This window comes from Bradyrhizobium sp. UBA2491 (genome assembly GCF_002341725.1).
Lineage (GTDB): Bacteria > Pseudomonadota > Alphaproteobacteria > Rhizobiales > Xanthobacteraceae > Bradyrhizobium.
The window spans coordinates 20,209-40,289 of record NZ_DDOP01000090.1 but is presented as its reverse complement, the minus strand read 5'-3'; the positions used below and the strand labels follow the sequence as shown (position 1 = coordinate 40,289).

Sequence of the window (20,081 nt, the reverse complement as noted above, 5' to 3'; positions counted from 1 at the left end):
CCGGCGCGCTGCTGTCGCTGATGCCGATCCTGTTCGTGCACGACATCACGGTGGTCGCGCTCTGCCTGTCGGCCGGCTTCTTTTGTGCCGAGCTCGTGATCGGCCCGATGTGGTCGATCCCGATGGATATCGCGCCGAAATATTCCGGCACCGCGGCCGGCCTCATGAACACCGGCTCGGCCTTCGCGGCGATCGTCTCGCCGCTGGTCGCCGGCTTCGTCATCGACGCCACCGGCAACTGGTACCTGCCGTTCCTGATGTCGATGGGCCTGCTGCTGCTCGGTGGTTTCTCGGCGTTTCTGATGCACCCCGAGCGGCCGTTCGAGGAGGTGAGCGGCGGGGTGGCGTCCGGCAAGGTGGTGGCCGCCGAATGAGGGGCGTGGACCCGGCGGGAGCGCTGTCAGATATGCATGACGGCTCCCCACCGGGCCTAGGACAAAGCCTGAGAATAGTGATATGCGAGCGGCTTACCAAGACCAAGGCAAGACCGGGAAAGACGCTCATGACCGTGCACACTGGAAGGCATTTTCTGCAGATTCCGGGACCGACCAACGTGCCGGACCGGGTGCTGCGGGCGATGGACATGCCGACCATGGATCATCGCGGTGCCGAATTTGCCGAGATCGGCTTTGCCGTGATGTCGGCGATGCAGCGTGTGTTCCGCACCAAGCAGCCCGTGATCATCTACCCCTCGTCGGGGACCGGCGCCTGGGAAGCCGCGATCGTCAACACCCTGCAACCCGGCGACAAGGTGCTGATGTGCGAGACCGGCCAGTTCGCGGTTCTGTGGCACGGCATCGCCGACAAGTTCAAGCTCGACGTCGATTTCATTCCGGGTGACTGGCGCCATGGCGCCGACCTCGAGCAGATCGAGGCACGGCTCGCTGCCGACAAAGCGCACAAGATCAAGGCCGTCTGCATGGTCCATAACGAGACCTCGACCGCCTGCGTGACCTATCCGCTCAACGTGCGCAAGATCCTCGACACCCTGAAGCATCCGGCGCTGCTGATGGTCGACACCATCTCCGGCCTCGGCTCGCTCGAATATGAGCATGACGCCTGGGGCATCGACGTCTCGATCGCGGGCTCGCAGAAGGGATTGATGCTGCCGCCTGGCCTCGGCTTCAACGCCGTGTCGGAGAAGGCGCTGGCCGCGGCCAAGGCCAATCCGGGGATGCGCTCCTACTGGGACTGGCAGGAGGTCATCAACATCAACAAGGCCGGCACCTGGCCGTATACGCCCGCCACCAATCTGCTGTTCGGCCTCAGGGAGGCCGTCAAGATGCTGGAGGAGGAGGGGCTCGAGAACGTGTTCGCGCGCCACAAGCGCCACAGCGAAGCGACGCGTGCCGCGATCAAGGTCTGGGGTCTGGAGACGCAGTGCCAGGAGCAGGGCGCGCATTCGCCGGCGCTGACCGCGGTGCGCCTGCCCGATGGCCACGACGCCGACCATTTCCGCAAGGTCGTGCTGGATCATTTCGACATGTCGCTCGGCACCGGCCTCAACAAGGTCAAGGGCAAGGTGTTCCGGATCGGCCACATCGGCCACTTCAACGATCTGATGCTGATGGGCACGTTGTCGGGCGTCGAGATGGGTCTCGATCTCGCCAAGGTGCCGCATCGCAGCGGCGGCGTGCTGGCGGCGATGGAGGTCCTGAAGGGACGCGACGCCGGACAGGCGTCGAAAGTCGCTTGAGTGGCCTTGGCCTGAAAATCGAATCGTAACGAACAGAAAGAGCGAGACATGAACGCGCCCGTCACGTCGACCGAAGACCTGCTCTACTCCGTCGAGGACGGGATCGCGCGCATCACGTTCAACCGGCCGCAGGCGCGCAACGCGCTGACCTTTGCGATGTACGAGCAGATGGCGTCGATCTGCGAGAGCATCAATCAGGATCACTCCATCAAGGCGTTGATCATGACCGGTGCCGGCGACAAGGCGTTCGCCTCCGGAACCGACATCTCGCAGTTTCGCGCCTTCAAGACCGCGCAGGATGCGCTGGACTATGAAGCGCGGATCGATCGCGTGCTGGGAACGCTCGAACAGTGCCGCGTGCCCGTGATCGCGGCGATCGCCGGCGCCTGCACCGGCGGCGGCGCCGGGATCGCCGCCTGCTGCGACATCCGCATCGGCACCGAGGCGACGCGGATCGGCTTCCCGATCGCGCGCACGCTCGGCAACTGCCTCTCGATGTCCAACATCTCGCGGCTGGTGTCGCTGATCGGTCCGGCGCGCACCAAGGACCTGATCTTCAAGGCGCGCCTGGTCGAGGCACCCGAAGCGCTGTCGCTCGGGCTCCTGAACGAGGTCGTCCCCGACGTCGAGACGTTGCAGCGTCGTGCCAACGAGACCGCAAAGCTGGTCGCCGGCCACGCCCCGATCACGCTGGAGGTGACCAAGGAGGCGGTCCGCCGCATCCGCCGCACGCTGTCGCGCGAGGAAGGCGAGGACCTGATCCTGCGCGCCTATATGAGCGAGGATTTCCGCGAGGGCATGGACGCCTTCCTCAACAAGCGGGCGCCGAACTTCAAGGGCAAGTAGCGGCAGTTTCCGATCTGCTCTTCATCCCCAGCCTCAGCTGTCGTCGCCCGGCTTGACCGGGCGATCCAGTACGCCGCGGCCCATCGGCTCAACAACGACTGTCTCTGGAATACTGGATCGCCCGGTCAAGGCCGGGCGATGACACCGGTTATGTGTTTGGCATCTTGAACGGAGAACCATCCCCGTCGTCGTCTCTGATTTCGCAGGGACGACAATCTTGATGCGGTTGCAGAATCGTAGACGGGCAAAGCCACCTCATTCCAAAGTCATAGGTCGTGCGGCAGTTCGCGGCTTGAACTCACCCTTATTCTCGGCACAATGACCGCACCCGCCACCTCGCAGGTTTGCCAAGCCGAACAAATAGATAGGGAAGAAACACGTGGGACAGATTGTAAAAACCACGGCTGCAATCGCGGCCCTGCTCTTGAGCACGCCGGCGTTTGCCGGTTGGGAGCCGAGCAAGCCGGTCGAAATCGTGGTCGCGGCCGGCGCCGGCGGCGCCTCCGACCAGATGGCGCGCATGATGCAGGCGGCGATCCAGAAGAACAATCTGATGAAGCAGCCGATGGTGGTGTCGCTGAAAGGCGGCGCGTCCGGCGCGGAAGCGCTGATGTACATGAAGTCGAGCGAGGGCGATCCCAACAAGGTGCTGATCGCCTATTCGCTGATCTACATGCTGCCGCTGTCGGCCAAGATTCCCTTCAACTGGCGCGACCTCACGCCGGTGTCGGTGATCGCGCTCGACCAGTTCGTGCTGTGGGACAATGCCAGCGGTCCGAAGACCGTGAAGGAGTTCATCGACGCTGCCAAGGCCGCGAGCGCGCCGTTCAAGATGGGCGGTACCGGCTCCAAGCGCGAAGACCACGTGCTGACCGTGTTCATGGAACAGAAGACCGGCGCGAAATTCTCCTATCTGCCGTACAAGTCCGGCGGCGAGGCCGCGACCCAGCTGGTCGGCGGCCACACCGAATCCAATGTCAATAATCCCAGCGAGAACCTCGAAGTCTGGCGCGCCGGCCAGGTTCGTGCGCTCTGCGTGTTCGACAAGGAGCGCATCTCCTACAAGACCAAGGTCACCGACACGCAATCCTGGAACGACATCCCGACCTGCAAGGAACAGGGGCTGGACGTGCAGTATCTGATGCTGCGCGCGATGTTCCTGCCGGGCAAGGTCACCCAGGAGCAGCAGGCGTTCTATGTCGACCTGTTCCAGAAGGTGACACAGACGCCGGAATACAAGGACTACATGGAGAAGCAGGCGCTGAAGCCGATCTTCCTCACCGGCAAGGACATGATCGAGTTCCTCGAAGATGACGACAAGCAGAACGCCACGTTGATGAAGGAAGCGGGGTTCGTCGCGAAGTAGCGCCCGAGGCTTTGTGCACCGTCCCGCAATGACCGGCCCGATTGCTTTACCTTCGGGCCGGAATCACCTTGCAAGCGGCAGCGCCGCAGTGATTACTGCGCCGCAGTATGGCCGAACGTCCGGCAAGCCCGATCGGGCTGGGTCAACCCCTCCGGCGCCGTTGCGGTACCGCGAGGAGCGATCATGACCAAAGCCGTTCTCGGAATCATCGGCGGGTCCGGCATCTACGACCTGCCGGGCCTGGACAACGTCCGCGAGGAGGCGATCGCGAGCCCCTGGGGCGAACCATCAGCGACGCTGCGGCGTGGCGAGATGGCGGGGCTGCCGATCGTGTTCCTGCCGCGGCATGGCCCCGGCCACGCGCTGTCGCCGTCCGACATCAACTATCGCGCCAATATCGACGTGCTGAAGCGGGCAGGGGTTACCGACCTGGTCGCGCTGTCCGCCTGCGGCTCGTTCAAGGAAGACCTGCCGCCGGGCACCTTCGTGCTGGTCGATCAGTTCGTCGATCGCACCTACAAGCGCGAGAGCTCGTTCTTCGGCAAGGGCTGCGTCGCGCATGTCTCGATGGCGCATCCGGTGTCGCCGTTGCTCACGAAGCATCTCGCCGCCGCGGCCGAAGCCGAAGCCATCGCGTTCGCGCAGGGCGGCACTTATCTTTGCATGGAAGGGCCGCAATTCTCCTCGCTCGCCGAAAGCCTGACCTACAAGTCGCAGGGCTATTCGGTGATCGGCATGACCAATATGCCGGAAGCCAAGCTCGCCCGCGAGGCCGAGATCTGCTACGCCAGCGTCGCCATGGTCACCGATTTCGACTGCTGGCATCCGGCCCATGATGCGGTCACGGTGCAGGATATCATCCGCGTGCTGAATTCGAATGCCGAGAAGGCAAAGGCGCTGGTCGCGCGCCTGGCGCGGGATTTCCCGCGCGAGCACGAGCCGTGTCCGATCGGTTCGGATCGCGCGCTCGATACCGCGCTGATCACGGCCCCAGCGGCACGCGATCCGCAGTTGCTCGCCAAGCTCGATGCAGTCGCCGCACGGGTATTACGCACATGAAAGTGGACGGACGCCATTTTCGCAGCATCTGGCTCGAGCCCGACGGCTGGTCGGTCGGCGCGATCGATCAGCGCCGGCTGCCGCATGAGTTCGTCGTCGCCAGGATCGCCACCGCTGATGAGGCCGGTGAGGCGATCAGCTCGATGCTGGTCCGCGGCGCACCGCTGATCGGCGCCACCGCCGCCTACGGCATGGCGCTCGCGATGCGGTCAGATGCCTCCGACGCAGCGCTCGATCGCGCCGGCAGGATGCTGGCCGCGACCCGGCCGACCGCGATCAATCTGAGATGGGCCGTGGACGAGATGCAGCGCGCACTCGCGCCGCTCGCCGCGTCAGCCCGCACGGAGGCGGCCTATGCCCGGGCCCGCGAGATCGCCGATGAGGATGTCGAGATCAACCGCGAGATCGGCCGCCACGGTCTCGGCCTGATCGAGGCGATCGCCGCGACCAAGAAACCGGGTGAGCCGGTCACTGTGCTCACGCATTGCAATGCCGGCTGGCTTGCAACCGTCGATTGGGGGACGGCGACATCGCCGATCTACCAGGCCCATGACCGCGGCATTGCGGTCCATGTCTGGGTCGACGAGACCCGGCCGCGCAATCAGGGCGCCTCGCTGACAGCCTGGGAACTCGGACACCACGGCGTGCCGCACACTGTGATCCCGGATAACACCGGCGGCCACCTGATGCAGCATCGCATGGTGGATCTGGCGATCGTCGGCACCGATCGCGTCGCCGCCAATGGCGACGTCTGCAACAAGATCGGGACCTATCTGAAGGCACTCGCAGCGCACGACAACGGCGTGCCGTTCTATGTTGCGCTGCCGTCGCCGACCATCGATTTTCGCATCGATGACGGCATCAGGCAGATTCCGATCGAGCAGCGCGCGGCCCGCGAAGTGACGCATCTTACCGGACGGACGGCGGATGGACGAATCGAGACCATACGTGTGGTTCCGGACGGCTCGTCGGTCGCCAATTTCGGCTTCGATGTCACACCGGCGCGGCTGGTGACGGGATTGATCACCGAGCGCGGCGTGCTCGCTGCGGATCGTGCTGCACTTGCGAGCGCGTTTCCCGAGCGCGCGGATGTTAGCTGAAGGCCGCATTGACGGTGCTTGCGTCAGCGGGCTATCCCCATCGTTGCCTTCGCAACCCTGACCGTCCCATCGATGTCCAACACCGATCTTGAAATCGTCGTCGACGATCCGACCGCGCCCGCAGACGACTCGCCTGCGGTCGTCAGCACCGGCGCCGTCGACGTCGTCACCTCGCTGCTCCTGCTGGCGCTCGCATTGGTGCTCGGCTGGGACAATTGGCGCACCGGCGCATCGTGGGATTCGACCGGGCCGCAGCCGGGCTATTTTCCGTTCTATCTTTCGGTGATCCTCGGCGCCGCCAGCCTCTATGGCCTGGGCGCCGCCTTCGTCTCGCGCCGCGAGGCCGCGCAGACCTTCGTCACCCGCGCGCAACTTCGCCGGGTGATGGCGGTGTTCGTGCCGACCTTCCTGTTCTGCCTCGCCACGCAATATCTCGGGCTCTATGTCGCGAGCTTCCTCTTGATCGCCGGCTTCATGCGCATCGTCGGCAGGATCGCGCTGTGGAAGTCGCTGCTTACCGCCTTCATCTTCACCGCCGTGATGTTCGTGACCTTCGACATCGCATTCGACGTCATCATGCCGAAGGGGCCGCTCGAAGCGGCCTTCGGCTACTGAGCGACCGACAGGATCTCGCGACATGGAAGCCTTCGGTCTCCTGCTGCACGGCTTTGCCGTCCTGCTGACCTGGAAGACGATGCTGCTGATGATGGTGGGCCTCGTGCTCGGCATCTTCGTCGGCGTGCTGCCCGGGCTCGGTGGTCCCAACGGCGTCGCGATTCTGCTGCCCTTGACGTTCACGATGGACCCGACATCGGCCATCGTGATGCTGTCCTGCATCTACTGGGGCGCGCTGTTCGGCGGCGCCATCACCTCGATCCTGTTCAACATCCCCGGTGAGGCCTGGTCGGTCGCGACCACGTTCGACGGCTATCCGATGGCGCAGCAGGGCAAGGCGGCGGAAGCGCTCACCGCGGCGTTCACCTCGTCGTTCATCGGCTCGCTGGTCGCGGTGCTGTTGATCACCTTCCTGGCGCCGATGATCTCGTCGTTCGCGCTGAAGTTCGGCCCGCCGGAATTCTTCGCCGTCTACCTCCTGACGTTCTGCTCTTTCGTCGGGCTCGGCCGCGAAGCCAAGCACAAGACGGTCATCTCGATGTCGCTCGGGCTTTTGCTCGCCGGCGTCGGCATGGATACGGTGTCCGGACAGCTGCGCATGACCTTCGGCTCCGCGGAACTGTTGCGCGGCATCAACTTCCTCGTCGCCGTGATCGGCCTGTTCGGCATCAGCGAGATCCTGCTCACGATGGAGGAGCGCTTGGCGCTGCGCGGGCACGCCGCCGGCATCTCCCTGCGGGTCGTGCTTTCGGTATGGAAGGACCTGCCGAAATACTGGGTGACCCTGTTGCGCTCGTCGGTGATCGGCTGCTGGCTCGGCATCACGCCGGGCGGTGCGATCGCCGCCTCCTTCATGGGCTACAACCTCGCCAAGCGCTTCTCCAAGGATCAGGAGAGCTTTGGCAAGGGCCGCATCGAGGGCGTGTTCGCGCCGGAGACCGCGGCCCATGCCTCGGGCACCTCGGCGCTGCTGCCGATGCTCGCGCTTGGCATCCCCGGCTCGGGGACTGCGGCGATCCTGCTCGGCGGGCTGATGGTGTGGGGCCTCAACCCCGGGCCGCTGCTGTTCGTCGAGCACAAGGATTTCGTCTGGGGCCTGATCGCCTCGATGTATCTCGGCAATGTCGTCGGCCTCGTGCTGGTGCTGACCACCGTGCCGATCTTCGCCTCGATCCTGCGGGTGCCGTTCGCGGCCGTCGCGCCGATGATCGTGGTGTCCTGCGCGATCGGCGCCTATGCGATCCAGAATGCGATGTTCGACATCTGGTTGATGCTGGGCTTCGGCGTCGTCGGTTACGTCTTCAAGAAGATTGGCATCCCGCTCGCGCCATTCACGCTGGCGCTGGTGCTCGGCAGCCGCGCCGAGGATGCGTTCCGGCTCTCGATGATCGGGTCCGGCGGCGACATGAAGGTGTTCTGGTCGAACGGCCTCGTCGGCACCATCACGACGCTGGCGATCGTGCTGCTGTTCTGGCCGGTGATCGACAAGGCGATCACAGGCCTCGGACGCATGGTGCGGCCGGCGCGGGCGTAGCCGCGGTTTGGGCTCGGACGAGTCTCGAATCGATGGACTGGTGGTTTGGTACCGTCAAACCACCTTGCGCTGCCGAAGCTCGGCGATCTCGTCCGTGCCGAAGCCGAACTCGGTCAGAACCTCCTCGGTCTGCTCGCCGAATTCCGGCGGCCGCGCCGCCATCTTGCTTGGCGTCCGCGAGAGCGTCACCGGCTGGCTGACCAGCTGGATATGCCGGTTCTCGTCATTGGGCACGTGCTGGGCCATGCCGAGATGCTTGACCTGGGCATCCTCGAACATCTGGTCGATCGCGTAGATCGGTCCGCACGGCACGCCGGCGGCGTTCAATTCCTGCACCCAGGTCTCGGTCGATTTCTTCTCGGTCAGCGCGTTGATCCGCGCATTCAGCGCGTCGCGGTTCTTCGAGCGCGCCGGCGCCGTGGCGTAGTCGGGATCGGTGATCAGGTCGGGCGCGCCGATCGCCTGGGCACAGCGCTCCCAGATCCGGCCGCCTGTGGTGGCGATGTTGATGTAGCCGTCGGAGGTCTTGAACACGCCGGTCGGGATCGAGGTCGGGTGGTTGTTGCCAGCCTGCTTGGCGACTTCCTTCTCCATCAGCCAGCGCGCCGCCTGGAAATCCAGCATGAAGATCTGCGCCTGTAGCAGCGAGGTCTGCACCCACTGGCCCTGGCCTGAGACGTCGCGCTCGAGCAGCGCGGTGAGGATGCCGATCGCGCAGAACAGGCCCGCAGTCAGGTCGGCCACGGGGATGCCGACCCGCATCGGTCCTTCGCCGGGGGCGCCGGTCACCGACATCAGGCCGCCCATGCCTTGGGCGATCTGATCGAAGCCTGGGCGCTTGTGATAGGGGCCGTCCTGGCCGAACCCGGAGATGCTGCCATAGACGATCTTCGGATTGATTGCGCGGATGCTCTCATAGTCGATGCCGAGCTTGGCCTTGACGTCCGGCCGGAAGTTTTCGACGACGACGTCGGCCTGCTCGGCCAGCCGCTTGAACACCTCGAGCCCCTTGGGGTCTTTCAGGTTCAGCGTCATGGCCCGCTTGTTGCGGTGCAGGTTCTGGAAGTCGGACCCGCCGCGGGGGCCGCCCGGCTGCTCGCCGCCGCCGTCTTCCAGCAGCGCATCGATCTTGATGACATTGGCGCCCCAGTCTGCGAGCTGGCGCACGCAGGTCGGCCCCGACCGGACCCGGGTCAGATCCAGCACGGTGAAACGGTACAGGGCTTGGGATGCGCGGGGGAAGGGCATTGAGACACCTCTTGCTTGGCGGGCCGCTCTGGGGGCTTCGGCCACTCTGCCTTAGACAATTTGGCAGGTCTTTCCAACTGTTACCCGGACGACAGCGCGGACCGGAAACGAACCGTCATGGTTCCCCGAGAGATCGGCTACTGCTTTTGTGTGATTTGCGCCCGACCCACGCCTGTTAGCCGGTCCGCGCCGCCCGCCCACCCTCGACAATCACCCTGCCGGCTGCTAGCCGGTCACCGTGCCGGGGTTTGCCTTATGCAAGAGGCACTTGAGGCGTATCGAGGCGATGGACCAAAAGCGGGCATGGCGGTGAAGAAGGGTCCATCCCATCTGCTCGGCAACTCGGCATGGAACGCGACCGCCTTTGCGGTTGCGGTGCTGCTCAATCTCGCGATCCTGCCATTCGTGATTTTCCGCCTTGGCCTCGCTGCCTTCGGTGTTGCCGGCCTCGTCACGGCCTGTGTCGCTCCGGCGCTGATGTTCAGCAACGCACTTGGCCTTTCGACCGCGCGTGAGCTTGCACAAAGACTTGAACCGACCGATCGCGACGCGGCGCGGCGGTTCTTCGCGACCGCCCTTGCGCTCGCTATCGTTGGCGGCTGTGTGATCGCGGCACTGCTTGCCTTTGCCGGCGCGCCGCTCGCGCGATTGGGATTTCACCTCGGCGGTCCCGCGGGCGACGATCTCGGGCTTGCCTTCGCGCTGGCCGGCACCGGCTGGCTGTGCCAGTGCCTGTTCGCGGTCTTCCAGTCGCTGTTCACCGCACGTCAGGACTACCGGCGGATCGCGGCGATCAGCATCGCCGGCACGGTGGTGACGACGATGTCGATGCTGCTGCTGATCCCGCACGCGCCGCGCGCCTCGACCTTCCTCGGCTGTCAGGCCCTGGGCTTCGCGACGAATCTGCTGATGGCCTTCGCCTGGTCGCGGCTCGCGATCAGCGATTGGCTGGCACGGCCGGCGCTCGATCGAGGCGCGTTGCGGGCATTGGTCAAGCTCGGCGGCTGGCAAGTCGCCGCGCAGAGCGGCGCGCTGTTCGCCGGCCAGGCGGACCGCTATCTGCTCGGTGCGTTGTTGCAGCCGCAATTCGTCGGCTTCTACAGTGTCGCGCAGCGGCTGGAAGAGGCGGTCTATATCGGCGTGCTGAAGATCGGCGAGATCTTGTTTCCGTTCTTCAGCACACTGCAAAACGAGGATGACGAACGCAGGGTCGACCTGCTGCTGCGCTCGTCCTGGATTCTCAACGTGCTCGCCGCGAGCGCGCTCGGCGGTCTGATCCCGGTCGCCGACGCATTGCTGTATCGATGGACCGGCGCCGAAGTCGCCGCCGAGGCGCAGCAGGTGCTGGTGGTGCTTGCGATCAGCGGGATATTGGGATCGAGCGCCAACGTGTTTGCGTACTATCTGCTGTCGCAGGGGCGCTCCAGCTCCAACGCGCTGATCTCGCTGGTCACGGGCATCTTCACGCTCGCGACCAGCGCCATCGCGCTGCCGGTTTTCGGCTGGCAGGCCGCCGGCTGGAGCTCCTGTGTCGGGATGGTCGCCCAGATGGTGATCACGGTGCTGCTGCTGCGGCGAACCTTCAGGCTGTCCGGGATGTGGTCAAGGATGTTGCATTTCGTCGTGATCCCGCTGGCTACCGGGATTGCCATTGCGCTGGTGCTGCGCTCTCAGCTTGGTCACACCGCATTCGACCAAGCGCCGTCATGGTGGTATGTGGTGTCGCTCTACGGCGTATCGGCGGCGGTGATCTTCGTCGCCGCCGTCGCGGCGTCGCAACTTGGTCCGTATCGCGCCGTCTGCTCGCGCGATCTGCGCATCATCATCAGTCGCTTCTTGCCCTTCAAGGCCGTGTAGACATGTGTGGTATCGCAGGCATCGTCAATCTGCGCGGCGCCCCGGTGGAGCCGGCCGACATCTCGCGGCTCACCAGCCTGATCGCGCATCGCGGTCCGTTCGGCGAGGGCACCTGGTTCAACGCCAAGCGGAACGTCGCCTTCGGCCATCGTCGGCTCGCCATCATCGATCCCGGCGAGGGCGGCTATCAGCCGATGGCGTCACGCGATGGCCGCCATGTGATCGTCTACAATGGCGAGATCTATAACTTCCTCGAATTGCGGCGCGAGCTCGAGGCGAAGGGCGCGGTGTTCCGCAGCCAGTCCGATACTGAAGTGATCCTTGCCGCCTGGCAGGCCTGGGGCGAAGACATGCTGCTGCGCTTCAACGGCATGTGGGCGCTGGCGATCTACGATACGACGACGGACGAGCTGTTCCTTGCCCGCGATCGCTTCGGCATCAAGCCGCTGCTGTATGCGCTATCGTCCGAGCGGTTCGTGTTTGCGTCCGAGCAGCGGGCGCTGGCGCGGAGCGGACTGATCGAGGCGTCGCTCGACATCGACGTGGCCCGGCGGCTGCTGCTTGACCCGTTCGGAATCGAGGGCAGCGAGCGGACGTTGTATTCGCAACTTCGTCGCCTGCAGGGCGGCCACTGCATGTGGTTGCGGCAGGGACGCGTGCAGGTCCGCCGCTGGTGGCGGACCGTGGACCATCTGCCCGATGTCCCGGGCACCGAAGCCGAGCGCGTCGAGCGCTTTCGCGACCTGTTCCAGGATTCCGTTGCGTTGCGGATGCGCAGTGACGTTCCGATCGGGACCTGCCTGTCCGGCGGCTTCGACTCATCCGCGGTGATCTGCGCCATGGCAACCCATGAGAGGGCCGGCATGGGCCCGCGCGACTCGACCGCCTGGCGGCACGCCTTTGTCGCGACCTTTCCCGGCGCCAGCAATGACGAGCGGCCGATGGCGGAGGAAGCGGCCGCCTGGGCCAAGGTGGCGCCGAGCTTCCTCGCGATCGGGCGCTCCGATGCGCTCACCGACCTCGACCGCATCCTCGACGACAATGACGACGTCTATATCGGGCTGCCGAGCGCGCCATGGCTGATCTATCGCGAGCTGCGGCGTCAGAACGTCACGGTGTCGCTCGATGGCCATGGCGCGGACGAGTTGATGGGCGCTTACTTTCAGGAAGGACAGTCGGCCGCGTTCCGGATCCGCAACGCTGCGGCTGCGCTGATGTCGCGATCGCAACTGGCGCAGCGCGGCATCGACTTCTTGCGGGCGCAGATGATCAGCCGCCAGGGCCACTATTTCCTGCGAGGAGGCCTGACTGCGATCCCTGCGGCGTTGCCGCTGGTCGCCGAGAACGATCGACTGCCGGATACGTGGGGTGCTCTGAACCGACGTCTCTACCGCATGTTCCACTCGACCACGCTGCCCACCATTCTGCGCAATTTCGACCGGCTCTCGATGGCGCATGGGATCGAGGTCCGCATGCCGTTCATGGACTGGCGGTTGGTGACCTATACGATGGCGCTGCCGGAAGCGAGCAAGTCGGCCGATGGCATGACCAAGGTGATTGCGCGTCAGGCGATGGCGAACCTGATGCCTGAGAGTATCCGCACCGCGCGCCGCAAGGTCGGCTTCAACTCGCCGATGCCGGAATGGCTGAATGGACCGTTGGCCGGTTGGACCGCGGAGCTGCTCGATCGGAAAGTCCCGGCATTTGCCGAGTTCGTCGACGAAGCGCCGCTCCGAAAGGTGGTTAGCCAGCTGACGGCAACGCAGCGCTGGGATTGGGAATCCGTTGGCCGGATCTGGCCATACCTGAACATGAAATGGCTGTTGGCAAGGTCCGCGTAAGCAATGCGTCTGTTCCAGAATAGCGGTCTCTATCCGTCCTATCTGCCGCGGCTGAATCAACTCGCGGCAAAGGCGTCGTCCTTCGCGGCACGGCGCGACGTGTTCCTGCACGATCGTTTTGGTGCGGCGCATTTTCTCAAGCCGGTGCTCGACGGCGCGCCCGAAGCCTTCTTCACCAATGGCGATGACGAGGCGCTGCAACGCCAGTGGGCGCGCGAACAGGGCATTCAGGGGACGCCGACGCTCGAAGCCATCCTGCTCGCGCAGATCGAGCATCATGGAACCGAAGTGTTCTACAATCTCGACCCGGTGCGCTATCCGAGCGCGTTCATCGCCAAGCTTCCGGGCTGTGTGAAGAAGACGCTGTGCTGGCGCGCGGCGCCCTCGGGAAATGCCGATCTCACCTCCTATGGCGCGGTGCTTGGCAACTTCCCGTCGATCCTCCAGGCCTGGCGCGACAAAGGATGCCGGGCGGAGCTGTTCTTCCCTGCGATCGATCCTGTCATGGAGCAATACGGTCGCGGCGAGCGGCCGATCGACGTGGCGTTCGTCGGCGGATATTCGCGGCATCACAGCGCGCGGGGCCGAACGCTCGAACAGGTCGCGGCGCTCGCGGCCGATCGCAACATCGTGTTCTGCCTCGACGCGTCGAGGCTGACGCGGCTTGCCGAAAGCGCGCTCGGGCGATTGCTGCCGCTCGGCAAGCATCGGCGGCCCGACGTCATCGCGCGAATCGCGAGGCTGCCGCTGTTCGGCCGGGATCTCTACGAGCTGTTCGGGTCAGCGAAGATCGTGCTCAACGGTGCGATCGACATGGCCGGCAATGATCGCGGCAATATGCGCTGCTTCGAGGCGATGGGCTGCGGGTCGCTGCTGGTGTCGGACGCCGGAAACTATCCGGCGGCGATGCAGGACGGCGTCACGATGCGCACCTATGATGTTCCCGAGCGGGCCGTGGAGGCGATTTCGAGCAGCCTGCGGGACTGGCCGCAATGGGCCGGGATCGCCGCATCCGGCCGGGCGCGGGTGCAGGAGACCTACGGCAAGGCCTCGCAATGGGCGCAGTTTATCGATCTCGTCGCGCGGATTGAGCCGTGCTAGAGGGGGGCACAGAGCCGGCCAGCGGGCGGGCGATCGGGCCGAGATAATGTCTGCAAGTGACTTGATCCATCAACTGAAATGGGCGGCCGACGGGCTTGCCGTGCCGTTGTTCAAGATGCGGCCACGGCCGTTCGGCCCGGGCTATCAGACGGTCAAGCGCGACACCATCACCGCGGCGATCGACACGGGCCTGCTTCAGCCGGGAAAGGAGCTTCCGCCCGGCTACGGCATCGCCATGGACGAGCGCGTGGTCGAATATCCCTGGGTCTATGGCCGGTTGACCAACGTCGGCAAGATGCTGGACGCGGGCTCGACCTTCAATCACGATTTCCTGTTGCAGCGTCCGCCGTTCCGTGGCGCGGACCTCACCATCATGACGCTGGCACCGGAGAAGCGGTGCTATTGGCGTGACGGCTATTCCTATGTGTTCGGCGATCTCCGCCAGACGATGTTCGGCGACCACGTGTTCGATACCGTCGCCAGCATTTCCACGATCGAGCACATCGGCCTCGACAATCAGATGCTCTACACCGGCGATCCGCGCGACGCCGAGACCGACCGCGACGGCTTCGTCCCCGCGGTGAAGGAATTCAAGCGCATCCTCAAGCCCGGCGGGACCTGCCTGATCTCCGTGCCGTTCGGCAAGCGCGACAATCTCGGCTGGTATCAGGTGTTCGACCTCGCGATGATCGAGCGGATCATCGAGGCGTTCGGTGCGGCATCGCACCAGGTCGACTATTTCGGCTATTCTCGGCAGGGCTGGTCGCGCCAAAGCGCCGAGGCACTCGCCGACGCCACCGTCTTCGACATCCATACCGGCAAGGGGCAGGGCAATGACCTCGCGGCGTCGTCGCGTGCCGTCGCGTGCCTACAGTTGACGGCATGAATCTCGACTACCTGATCCAGCGCCTGATCGGTCGCGCGACCTGCCGGTTGCAGGCCGACGCAGCGCTCGGGCGCTCGGCCAGGATCCGAAACATCCGCGGCGATTCCGACAAGATCGTCGTCGGCCGCAACAGCCGTATCCTGGGCGAGCTGCTGACCTTCGCGCATGGCGGGGAGATCAAGATCGGCGAATGGTGCTATGTCGGCGAGGGCACGCGGATCTGGTCGGCGGCCTCGATCGAGATCGGCGACCGCGTGCTGATCTCGCATTCGGCGAACGTGTTCGACAATCTCACCCATCCGCTGCGGGCAGCGGAGCGGCACCGGCAGGTCCAGGACATTTTCACGCGCGGACATCCGAGCGACATCTCGCTTGATGAAGGTCCGGTGCGGATTCGCGACGATGCGTGGGTTGGCGCCGGCGCCATGGTGTTGCGCGGTGTGACGATCGGTCAGGGCGCGATCGTTGCCGCAGGCGCGGTGGTGACCCGGGATGTCGCGCCGTTCTCGATCGTGGCGGGCAATCCGGCCGTGCTGGTGAGGGAGCTTGGTCCCGATGAGCGGTGAGCGCAAGTTTACCACCTGGGAGGAAGCGGTGGTCTGGCTGCGCAATCAGCCGGACCAGCGCCAGCTCGTGCTCGACGCATTCTACGACGATCCCCTGGCTGACGCTGCTGAACGCTATTTCAGGAGCTCAGAGTGGCAGGCGGTCGCCGCGCTGCTGGCTGGCCGTTCCGGCACCGCGCTCGACGTCGGGGCGGGTCGCGGCATTGCGAGCTACGCGCTCGCCCGCAACGGCTTTGATGTGACGGCGCTGGAGCCTGATCCGAGCGCGATCGTCGGCGCGGCGGCGATCCGGGATCTGGCGCAGCAGACCCAGCTGCCGATCCGGGTGGTCGAGGAATTTTCCGAGCGGCTGCCGTTCGACGATGCGACGTTCGATCTCGTGTTCGCCCGCGCCGTGCTGCACCATACGCGTGATCTCGAGGGCGCATGCCGGGAGATGTTTCGCGTGCTGCGGCCGGGCGGCATGCTGATCGCGGCGCGCGAGCATGTCATCAGCAAGGAAGCGGATCTGCCGCAGTTCCTCGCCCAGCATCCGTTGCATCATCTCTATGGCGGCGAACATGCCTTCCTGCTCGATCGCTACACCGGCGCTCTGGCGAGCGCGGGATTTTCCGCGATCGACACGCTGGCGCCGCTGCAAAGCCCGATCAACCTGTTCCCGTATACGCGCGAGACCCTGCGCGCCGCGATCGTGACCAGACTGTCGCAGAAGATTCCGGTGGCCCCGCTGTGGCGAGGTGCGCTGGCGTCGCGCCAGGTGTTCGGCTCGCTGCTGTCGATTGCCGAACGCTTCGACAACCGGCCCGGCCGGCTCTACTCCTTTGTCTGTCACAAGGCCTGAGCGATGATCGTCTGGGTCACAGGCGCGAACGGTTTCATCGGTCGCCATCTCGTGCAGGAACTGGCAGGAGCCGGCCATGCCGTGCACGGTGTCGGACACGGGGCGATTTCCGCAACGGAAGCCCGGCAGCTTGGCTTGCAGAGCTGGATCAACGGTGAGATCGACGCGGCCAATCTGAACGCGCTCGCGGCTGCGCATGGGCTGCCGGCGCGCGTCTTTCATCTGGCCGGCGGATCGTCCGTCGGCGTCTCGATCGAGCGGCCGTTCGAGGATTTTTCCCGAACCGTGGCGAGCACGGCGCGGCTGCTCGAATGGTTGCGGGGATCCGCGCCGGATTGCGCCGTGATCGCGGCATCGAGCGCGGCCGTCTACGGCGCCGACCATGTCGGGCCGATTGCCGAGAGTGCCGTCCCGGCTCCGATGTCGCCCTACGGGCAGCACAAATGGATGATGGAGCAATTGTGCCGCAGCTACGCGCAGTCGTTCGGCATCGATTGCAGCATCGTTCGACTGTTCTCGGTCTACGGCCCCAACCTGCGCAAGCAACTGCTCTGGGACATCTGCTCGCGGCTGGCGGCCAAGGAACCGGTGCTCACGCTCGGTGGGACCGGTAGTGAAATCCGTGATTGGACCGACGTTCGCGATGTCGCAAGGCTGCTTGCCAGTCTCGCGCAACCCTCCTCGCAGCAGACCTTCCGGATCATCAATGGCGGGTCGGGCCGAGGCACCAGCGTCGCCGACATCGCAGCCGGCCTCATCAAACTGTGGGGCGGCAACACGGTGGTGCGACACTCGGGAATAAGCCGGCCCGGCGATCCCGCGAGCTTGCTGGCCGACGATGCAACGCTGCGCCAGATCGGCTTCGATTGGCGCATTGCGCTCGACCAGGGCCTTGCCGACTACGTGGCCTGGTTCAAAGGGCAACTATCGTGACATCCGCCCCAATACGCGTTGCGTTCAACCATGTTTCGAGGCGGCTCTGGGCCGGTGGGTACAATTATCAGCGCAACTTGTTTGCAGCGCTGAACCGGTATTGTCCGGGTACGATCGAGCCGGTGCTGTTTGCCGGGTCGAAGGATGATTCCGAGGAGATCGCGGCGCTCGGCAGCATTCCGGCTGTGGAAGTCGTTCAATCGCCGGCATTCGATCGCGCGGGGACCGCGCTCTGGAGCGCGATCGCATTTGGGATCGATGGACCCGCAGTTGCAGAGTTCCACTCTCGACATGTTGACATAGTGTTTGAATCCGCGCGTTTCTTTGGCTGGCGTCTGCCGTTTCCAGCAATTGCTTGGTTCCCGGATTTCCAGCATCGCCAGCTCCCTCATCTTTTCTCTAGGCGTGCTTATTGGCGACGCGATCTCGGCTTTCGGGTGCAGATGGCGTCCGCTCGGCACATCATGTTGAGCAGCACCAGCGCACTCGACGATCTCCGAAAGTTCTACCCCGGCTCAGCGAACGGCGTCTCGGTGGTACGTTTCGCGACCGAGCCGGCCGCAAGGTTGCTTGCCGCCAACGCGCTTAATGTCGTCAATCAATACGACCTGCCACAGCGCTTTTTCTATCTGCCTAATCAGTTCTGGCGGCACAAGAACCACCAAATCGTTATCAATGCGCTCGGTCTACTTAAGCAACGTGGCATCGATGCTGTGGTTGTCGCCTCTGGCAGCACTTACGATCCACGCGAGCCTAGCTACTTCGAAAGCACAATGAGGCAAGTCCAGGTGCGTGGTCTCGACTCGAGCTTTCGTCATCTCGGTTTGATACCGCTGGAACATGTCTATGCTCTGTTGCGTACCTCGATGGCGCTCATCAACCCGTCAAGGTGCGAGGGGTGGAGTACGACTGTCGAAGAAGCAAAGTCATTTGGCGTTCCAATGATACTGTCTGACCTTGACGTTCACCGCGAACAGACCGGCGGAGTCGAACGCTACTTCAGTGCAGACGACGCTCAAGCGTTGGCTGATCAGATGTTGGCTGTCGCTGAGGAGACGCAGACCATAATCGTTCGAGATCTGCAGCCCGATGTTGATCGGCGGACACGGAAATTCGTCGCTGATTTTGTGCTGCTCGTTCAGAGCACACTGCGCGGAGAGGCATCATAGCTAAGCATCCGATCGGTAATCATGTAAGCTCGATTATTATGAGCTTCTTGTGTTGAGCCTATCGAAAATAAGGTGGTCGGCAGCCAAGACTGCAAGCGCTAGCATCGGCGCTAACAACAATCCGCCCGAGAGAAGCGCAGTTCCGAGGGCCGTCGTTAACAGCGTGAGAATACCGAATACCGCCGCACTCAGCATCGCAATCGTTAGAGGCGACTTGCCTAGTGCTAGAAACGTGAGGTCCAGAGAGCGACAGACGATCCCTGCAATGAAACTGAACACGATTACGCCCAAGTAGGAAAAGTCGGCCCATGCATCCGCGATAAAGAGCGAAGGACTTGTCACTTCGTCGGTGCCGTACCAAAGACGAGCCACGATTCTGTACGCGGGTGTGTACGGTTCGCCGGTCAAGATTGCGATTGGGCGAATATTCGTGCCCCACATATGGGGATAAATCTGCGGAAACGTGGCAAAGTTTTCAAATAGCGATTGGTTTTCAGCTTCGAACACCCGGGAATAAGCAGCTGAAAATGCTGAACTCGCATCGGGAAATACCATCATCAAGCTCATGGTGGCGTTGATCACAAAGAAAATGCACACAGCTCCAATGAATAGGAGTTTCCATGAAAGTCTGTTGGTGAAAACGAGAAAAATTGCGGTGGCTATCTGAAGGACAAAGAAAGCCGGCGGGGCTTTGCTGAGTGTCGCAACGTTGCCGAGCATGGTGGCCGCGACGAGCAGGCATGTGGATGTTGCCAATAGCCAAGATTTCCTCAGAATGGCAGTTATGCCGCCCCAGACGACAAAAATTGGTGCGACAGCGCTCAGTATGACCCGATAAAGGTAATCGGGACTGCCGCCATGTGATCGGAACGCAGTTCTTGCGAGCTGGTCCTTTATCGAGAAGTAGTCCGAAATCGTCCTAAGATGATCTTCTTTCCAGGAAATGAAAATCATGAACGATGCGAGACCCAGTATGATGATCCCGAAAAATCGAAGATCGCGCAACTCGCCCTCAAGCTTGTGCGACTTCCAATCTGACAATGCTTTCTCTACGACGACTAGCTGTGCTGGGGCGACTTGGCTCCGTAACTCCATGCCAGCTATGATAGAGACATACATTAGTCCGATGGATAGATTCATAGCGATAATAACTGGATGAATATCGCCCAATTTCGATGTGATTATCGAAAAAATCGGATGAGGCCCCACAAAGGCCCCGGAAAACAGCTTGATAAGAAAGTATTGCTCTCCCGACGAAAGAGTGTAGCTCAAAAACGCCGGTCCGTACACGAGCAATAGGCCCCCAAGCAGCATTGTGCTGGTGGCCACGAACAGGCGCAGTCTGAAGATAAGGTAAAGAGCGGCTGCTAACATCGCCGCAGCTGCGAAGCAGTAGCTAAATAAGATCATGTTCAAGGTCCAC

General features: G+C 63.5%; 17 protein-coding genes and 1 pseudogene. 16 read left to right on the top strand and 2 right to left on the bottom strand.

What is annotated here, in order from left to right:
• The 8 genes and pseudogenes from B2W55_RS30400 to B2W55_RS30365 form a co-directional block, all read left to right on the top strand.
• A pseudogene (locus B2W55_RS30400) lies at positions 1 to 374 on the top strand (MFS transporter); the annotation flags it as partial.
• Positions 375 to 502: 128 nt separating this feature from the next.
• Positions 503 to 1,696 carry a pyridoxal-phosphate-dependent aminotransferase family protein gene (locus B2W55_RS30395; RefSeq protein WP_024582731.1) on the top strand — a complete coding sequence of 398 codons (1,194 nt, stop codon included), beginning with the start codon at positions 503 to 505 and terminating at the stop codon, positions 1,694 to 1,696.
• Positions 1,697 to 1,744: 48 nt separating this feature from the next.
• Positions 1,745 to 2,542, top strand: a complete 798-nt coding sequence (locus tag B2W55_RS30390) for an enoyl-CoA hydratase/isomerase family protein (RefSeq protein ID WP_024582732.1) — start codon at positions 1,745 to 1,747, stop codon at positions 2,540 to 2,542.
• A gap of 388 nt (positions 2,543 to 2,930) precedes the next feature.
• Positions 2,931 to 3,908: a Bug family tripartite tricarboxylate transporter substrate binding protein gene (locus B2W55_RS30385; protein ID WP_371412390.1), complete on the top strand. Its 978-nt coding sequence runs from the start codon at positions 2,931 to 2,933 to the stop codon at positions 3,906 to 3,908.
• Between the two features lie 183 nt (positions 3,909 to 4,091).
• Entirely contained in the window at positions 4,092 to 4,967 is an 876-nt protein-coding gene (locus B2W55_RS30380; protein WP_024582734.1) for an S-methyl-5'-thioadenosine phosphorylase, read from the top strand.
• Positions 4,964 to 6,067 (top strand): S-methyl-5-thioribose-1-phosphate isomerase, encoded by a 1,104-nt coding sequence (mtnA, locus tag B2W55_RS30375; RefSeq protein WP_024582735.1) that lies wholly within the window; start codon positions 4,964 to 4,966, stop codon positions 6,065 to 6,067. The genes B2W55_RS30380 and mtnA overlap by 4 nt, the downstream gene beginning before the upstream one ends.
• Before the next feature lie 72 nt (positions 6,068 to 6,139).
• Complete coding sequence (locus tag B2W55_RS30370; RefSeq protein WP_024582736.1) at positions 6,140 to 6,682, top strand: tripartite tricarboxylate transporter TctB family protein; 543 nt, start codon at positions 6,140 to 6,142, stop codon at positions 6,680 to 6,682.
• Between the two features lie 22 nt (positions 6,683 to 6,704).
• Entirely contained in the window at positions 6,705 to 8,216 is a 1,512-nt protein-coding gene (locus B2W55_RS30365; RefSeq protein WP_024582737.1) for a tripartite tricarboxylate transporter permease, read from the top strand.
• 54 nt (positions 8,217 to 8,270) lie between these two features.
• Here the strand turns inward: B2W55_RS30365 and B2W55_RS30360 are convergent, their stop codons facing one another.
• Positions 8,271 to 9,464: a CaiB/BaiF CoA transferase family protein gene (locus B2W55_RS30360; RefSeq protein ID WP_024582738.1), complete on the bottom strand. Its 1,194-nt coding sequence runs from the start codon at positions 9,462 to 9,464 to the stop codon at positions 8,271 to 8,273.
• Between the two features lie 303 nt (positions 9,465 to 9,767).
• On the opposite strand from B2W55_RS30360, the gene B2W55_RS30355 reads away from it, so the two are divergent.
• The 8 genes from B2W55_RS30355 (at position 9,768) to B2W55_RS30320 (ending at position 18,658) form a co-directional block, all read left to right on the top strand.
• Positions 9,768 to 11,321 carry a lipopolysaccharide biosynthesis protein gene (locus tag B2W55_RS30355; RefSeq protein ID WP_024582739.1) on the top strand — a complete coding sequence of 518 codons (1,554 nt, stop codon included), beginning with the start codon at positions 9,768 to 9,770 and terminating at the stop codon, positions 11,319 to 11,321.
• 2 nt (positions 11,322 to 11,323) lie between these two features.
• Entirely contained in the window at positions 11,324 to 13,162 is a 1,839-nt protein-coding gene (gene asnB, locus B2W55_RS30350; protein WP_024582740.1) for an asparagine synthase (glutamine-hydrolyzing), read from the top strand.
• A 3-nt stretch (positions 13,163 to 13,165) separates the two neighbouring features.
• Positions 13,166 to 14,263 carry a glycosyltransferase gene (locus B2W55_RS30345; RefSeq protein ID WP_024582741.1) on the top strand — a complete coding sequence of 366 codons (1,098 nt, stop codon included), beginning with the start codon at positions 13,166 to 13,168 and terminating at the stop codon, positions 14,261 to 14,263.
• A gap of 46 nt (positions 14,264 to 14,309) precedes the next feature.
• The gene (locus B2W55_RS30340; RefSeq protein ID WP_080890833.1) at positions 14,310 to 15,149 is read left to right on the top strand and encodes a methyltransferase domain-containing protein; all 840 of its coding nucleotides are present in this window, start codon (positions 14,310 to 14,312) and stop codon (positions 15,147 to 15,149) included.
• Entirely contained in the window at positions 15,128 to 15,715 is a 588-nt protein-coding gene (locus B2W55_RS30335; RefSeq protein ID WP_029879527.1) for an acyltransferase, read from the top strand. Before B2W55_RS30340 ends, B2W55_RS30335 begins: the two co-directional genes overlap by 22 nt.
• Positions 15,705 to 16,556, top strand: coding sequence for a class I SAM-dependent methyltransferase (locus B2W55_RS30330; protein ID WP_024582744.1), 852 nt, complete (start codon positions 15,705 to 15,707; stop codon positions 16,554 to 16,556). The genes B2W55_RS30335 and B2W55_RS30330 overlap by 11 nt, the downstream gene beginning before the upstream one ends.
• Positions 16,557 to 16,559: 3 nt before the next feature.
• A complete protein-coding gene (locus B2W55_RS30325) occupies positions 16,560 to 17,489 on the top strand; it encodes an NAD-dependent epimerase/dehydratase family protein (protein WP_024582745.1) in 930 nt (309 codons plus the stop codon).
• A 77-nt stretch (positions 17,490 to 17,566) separates the two neighbouring features.
• The gene (locus B2W55_RS30320) at positions 17,567 to 18,658 is read left to right on the top strand and encodes a glycosyltransferase family 4 protein (protein WP_244442261.1); all 1,092 of its coding nucleotides are present in this window, start codon (positions 17,567 to 17,569) and stop codon (positions 18,656 to 18,658) included.
• Positions 18,659 to 18,694: 36 nt separating this feature from the next.
• On the opposite strand, the gene B2W55_RS30315 is transcribed toward B2W55_RS30320, so the two are convergent.
• Complete coding sequence (locus B2W55_RS30315) at positions 18,695 to 20,068, bottom strand: hypothetical protein (protein ID WP_024582747.1); 1,374 nt, start codon at positions 20,066 to 20,068, stop codon at positions 18,695 to 18,697.
• Positions 20,069 to 20,081: the final 13 nt, after the last annotated feature.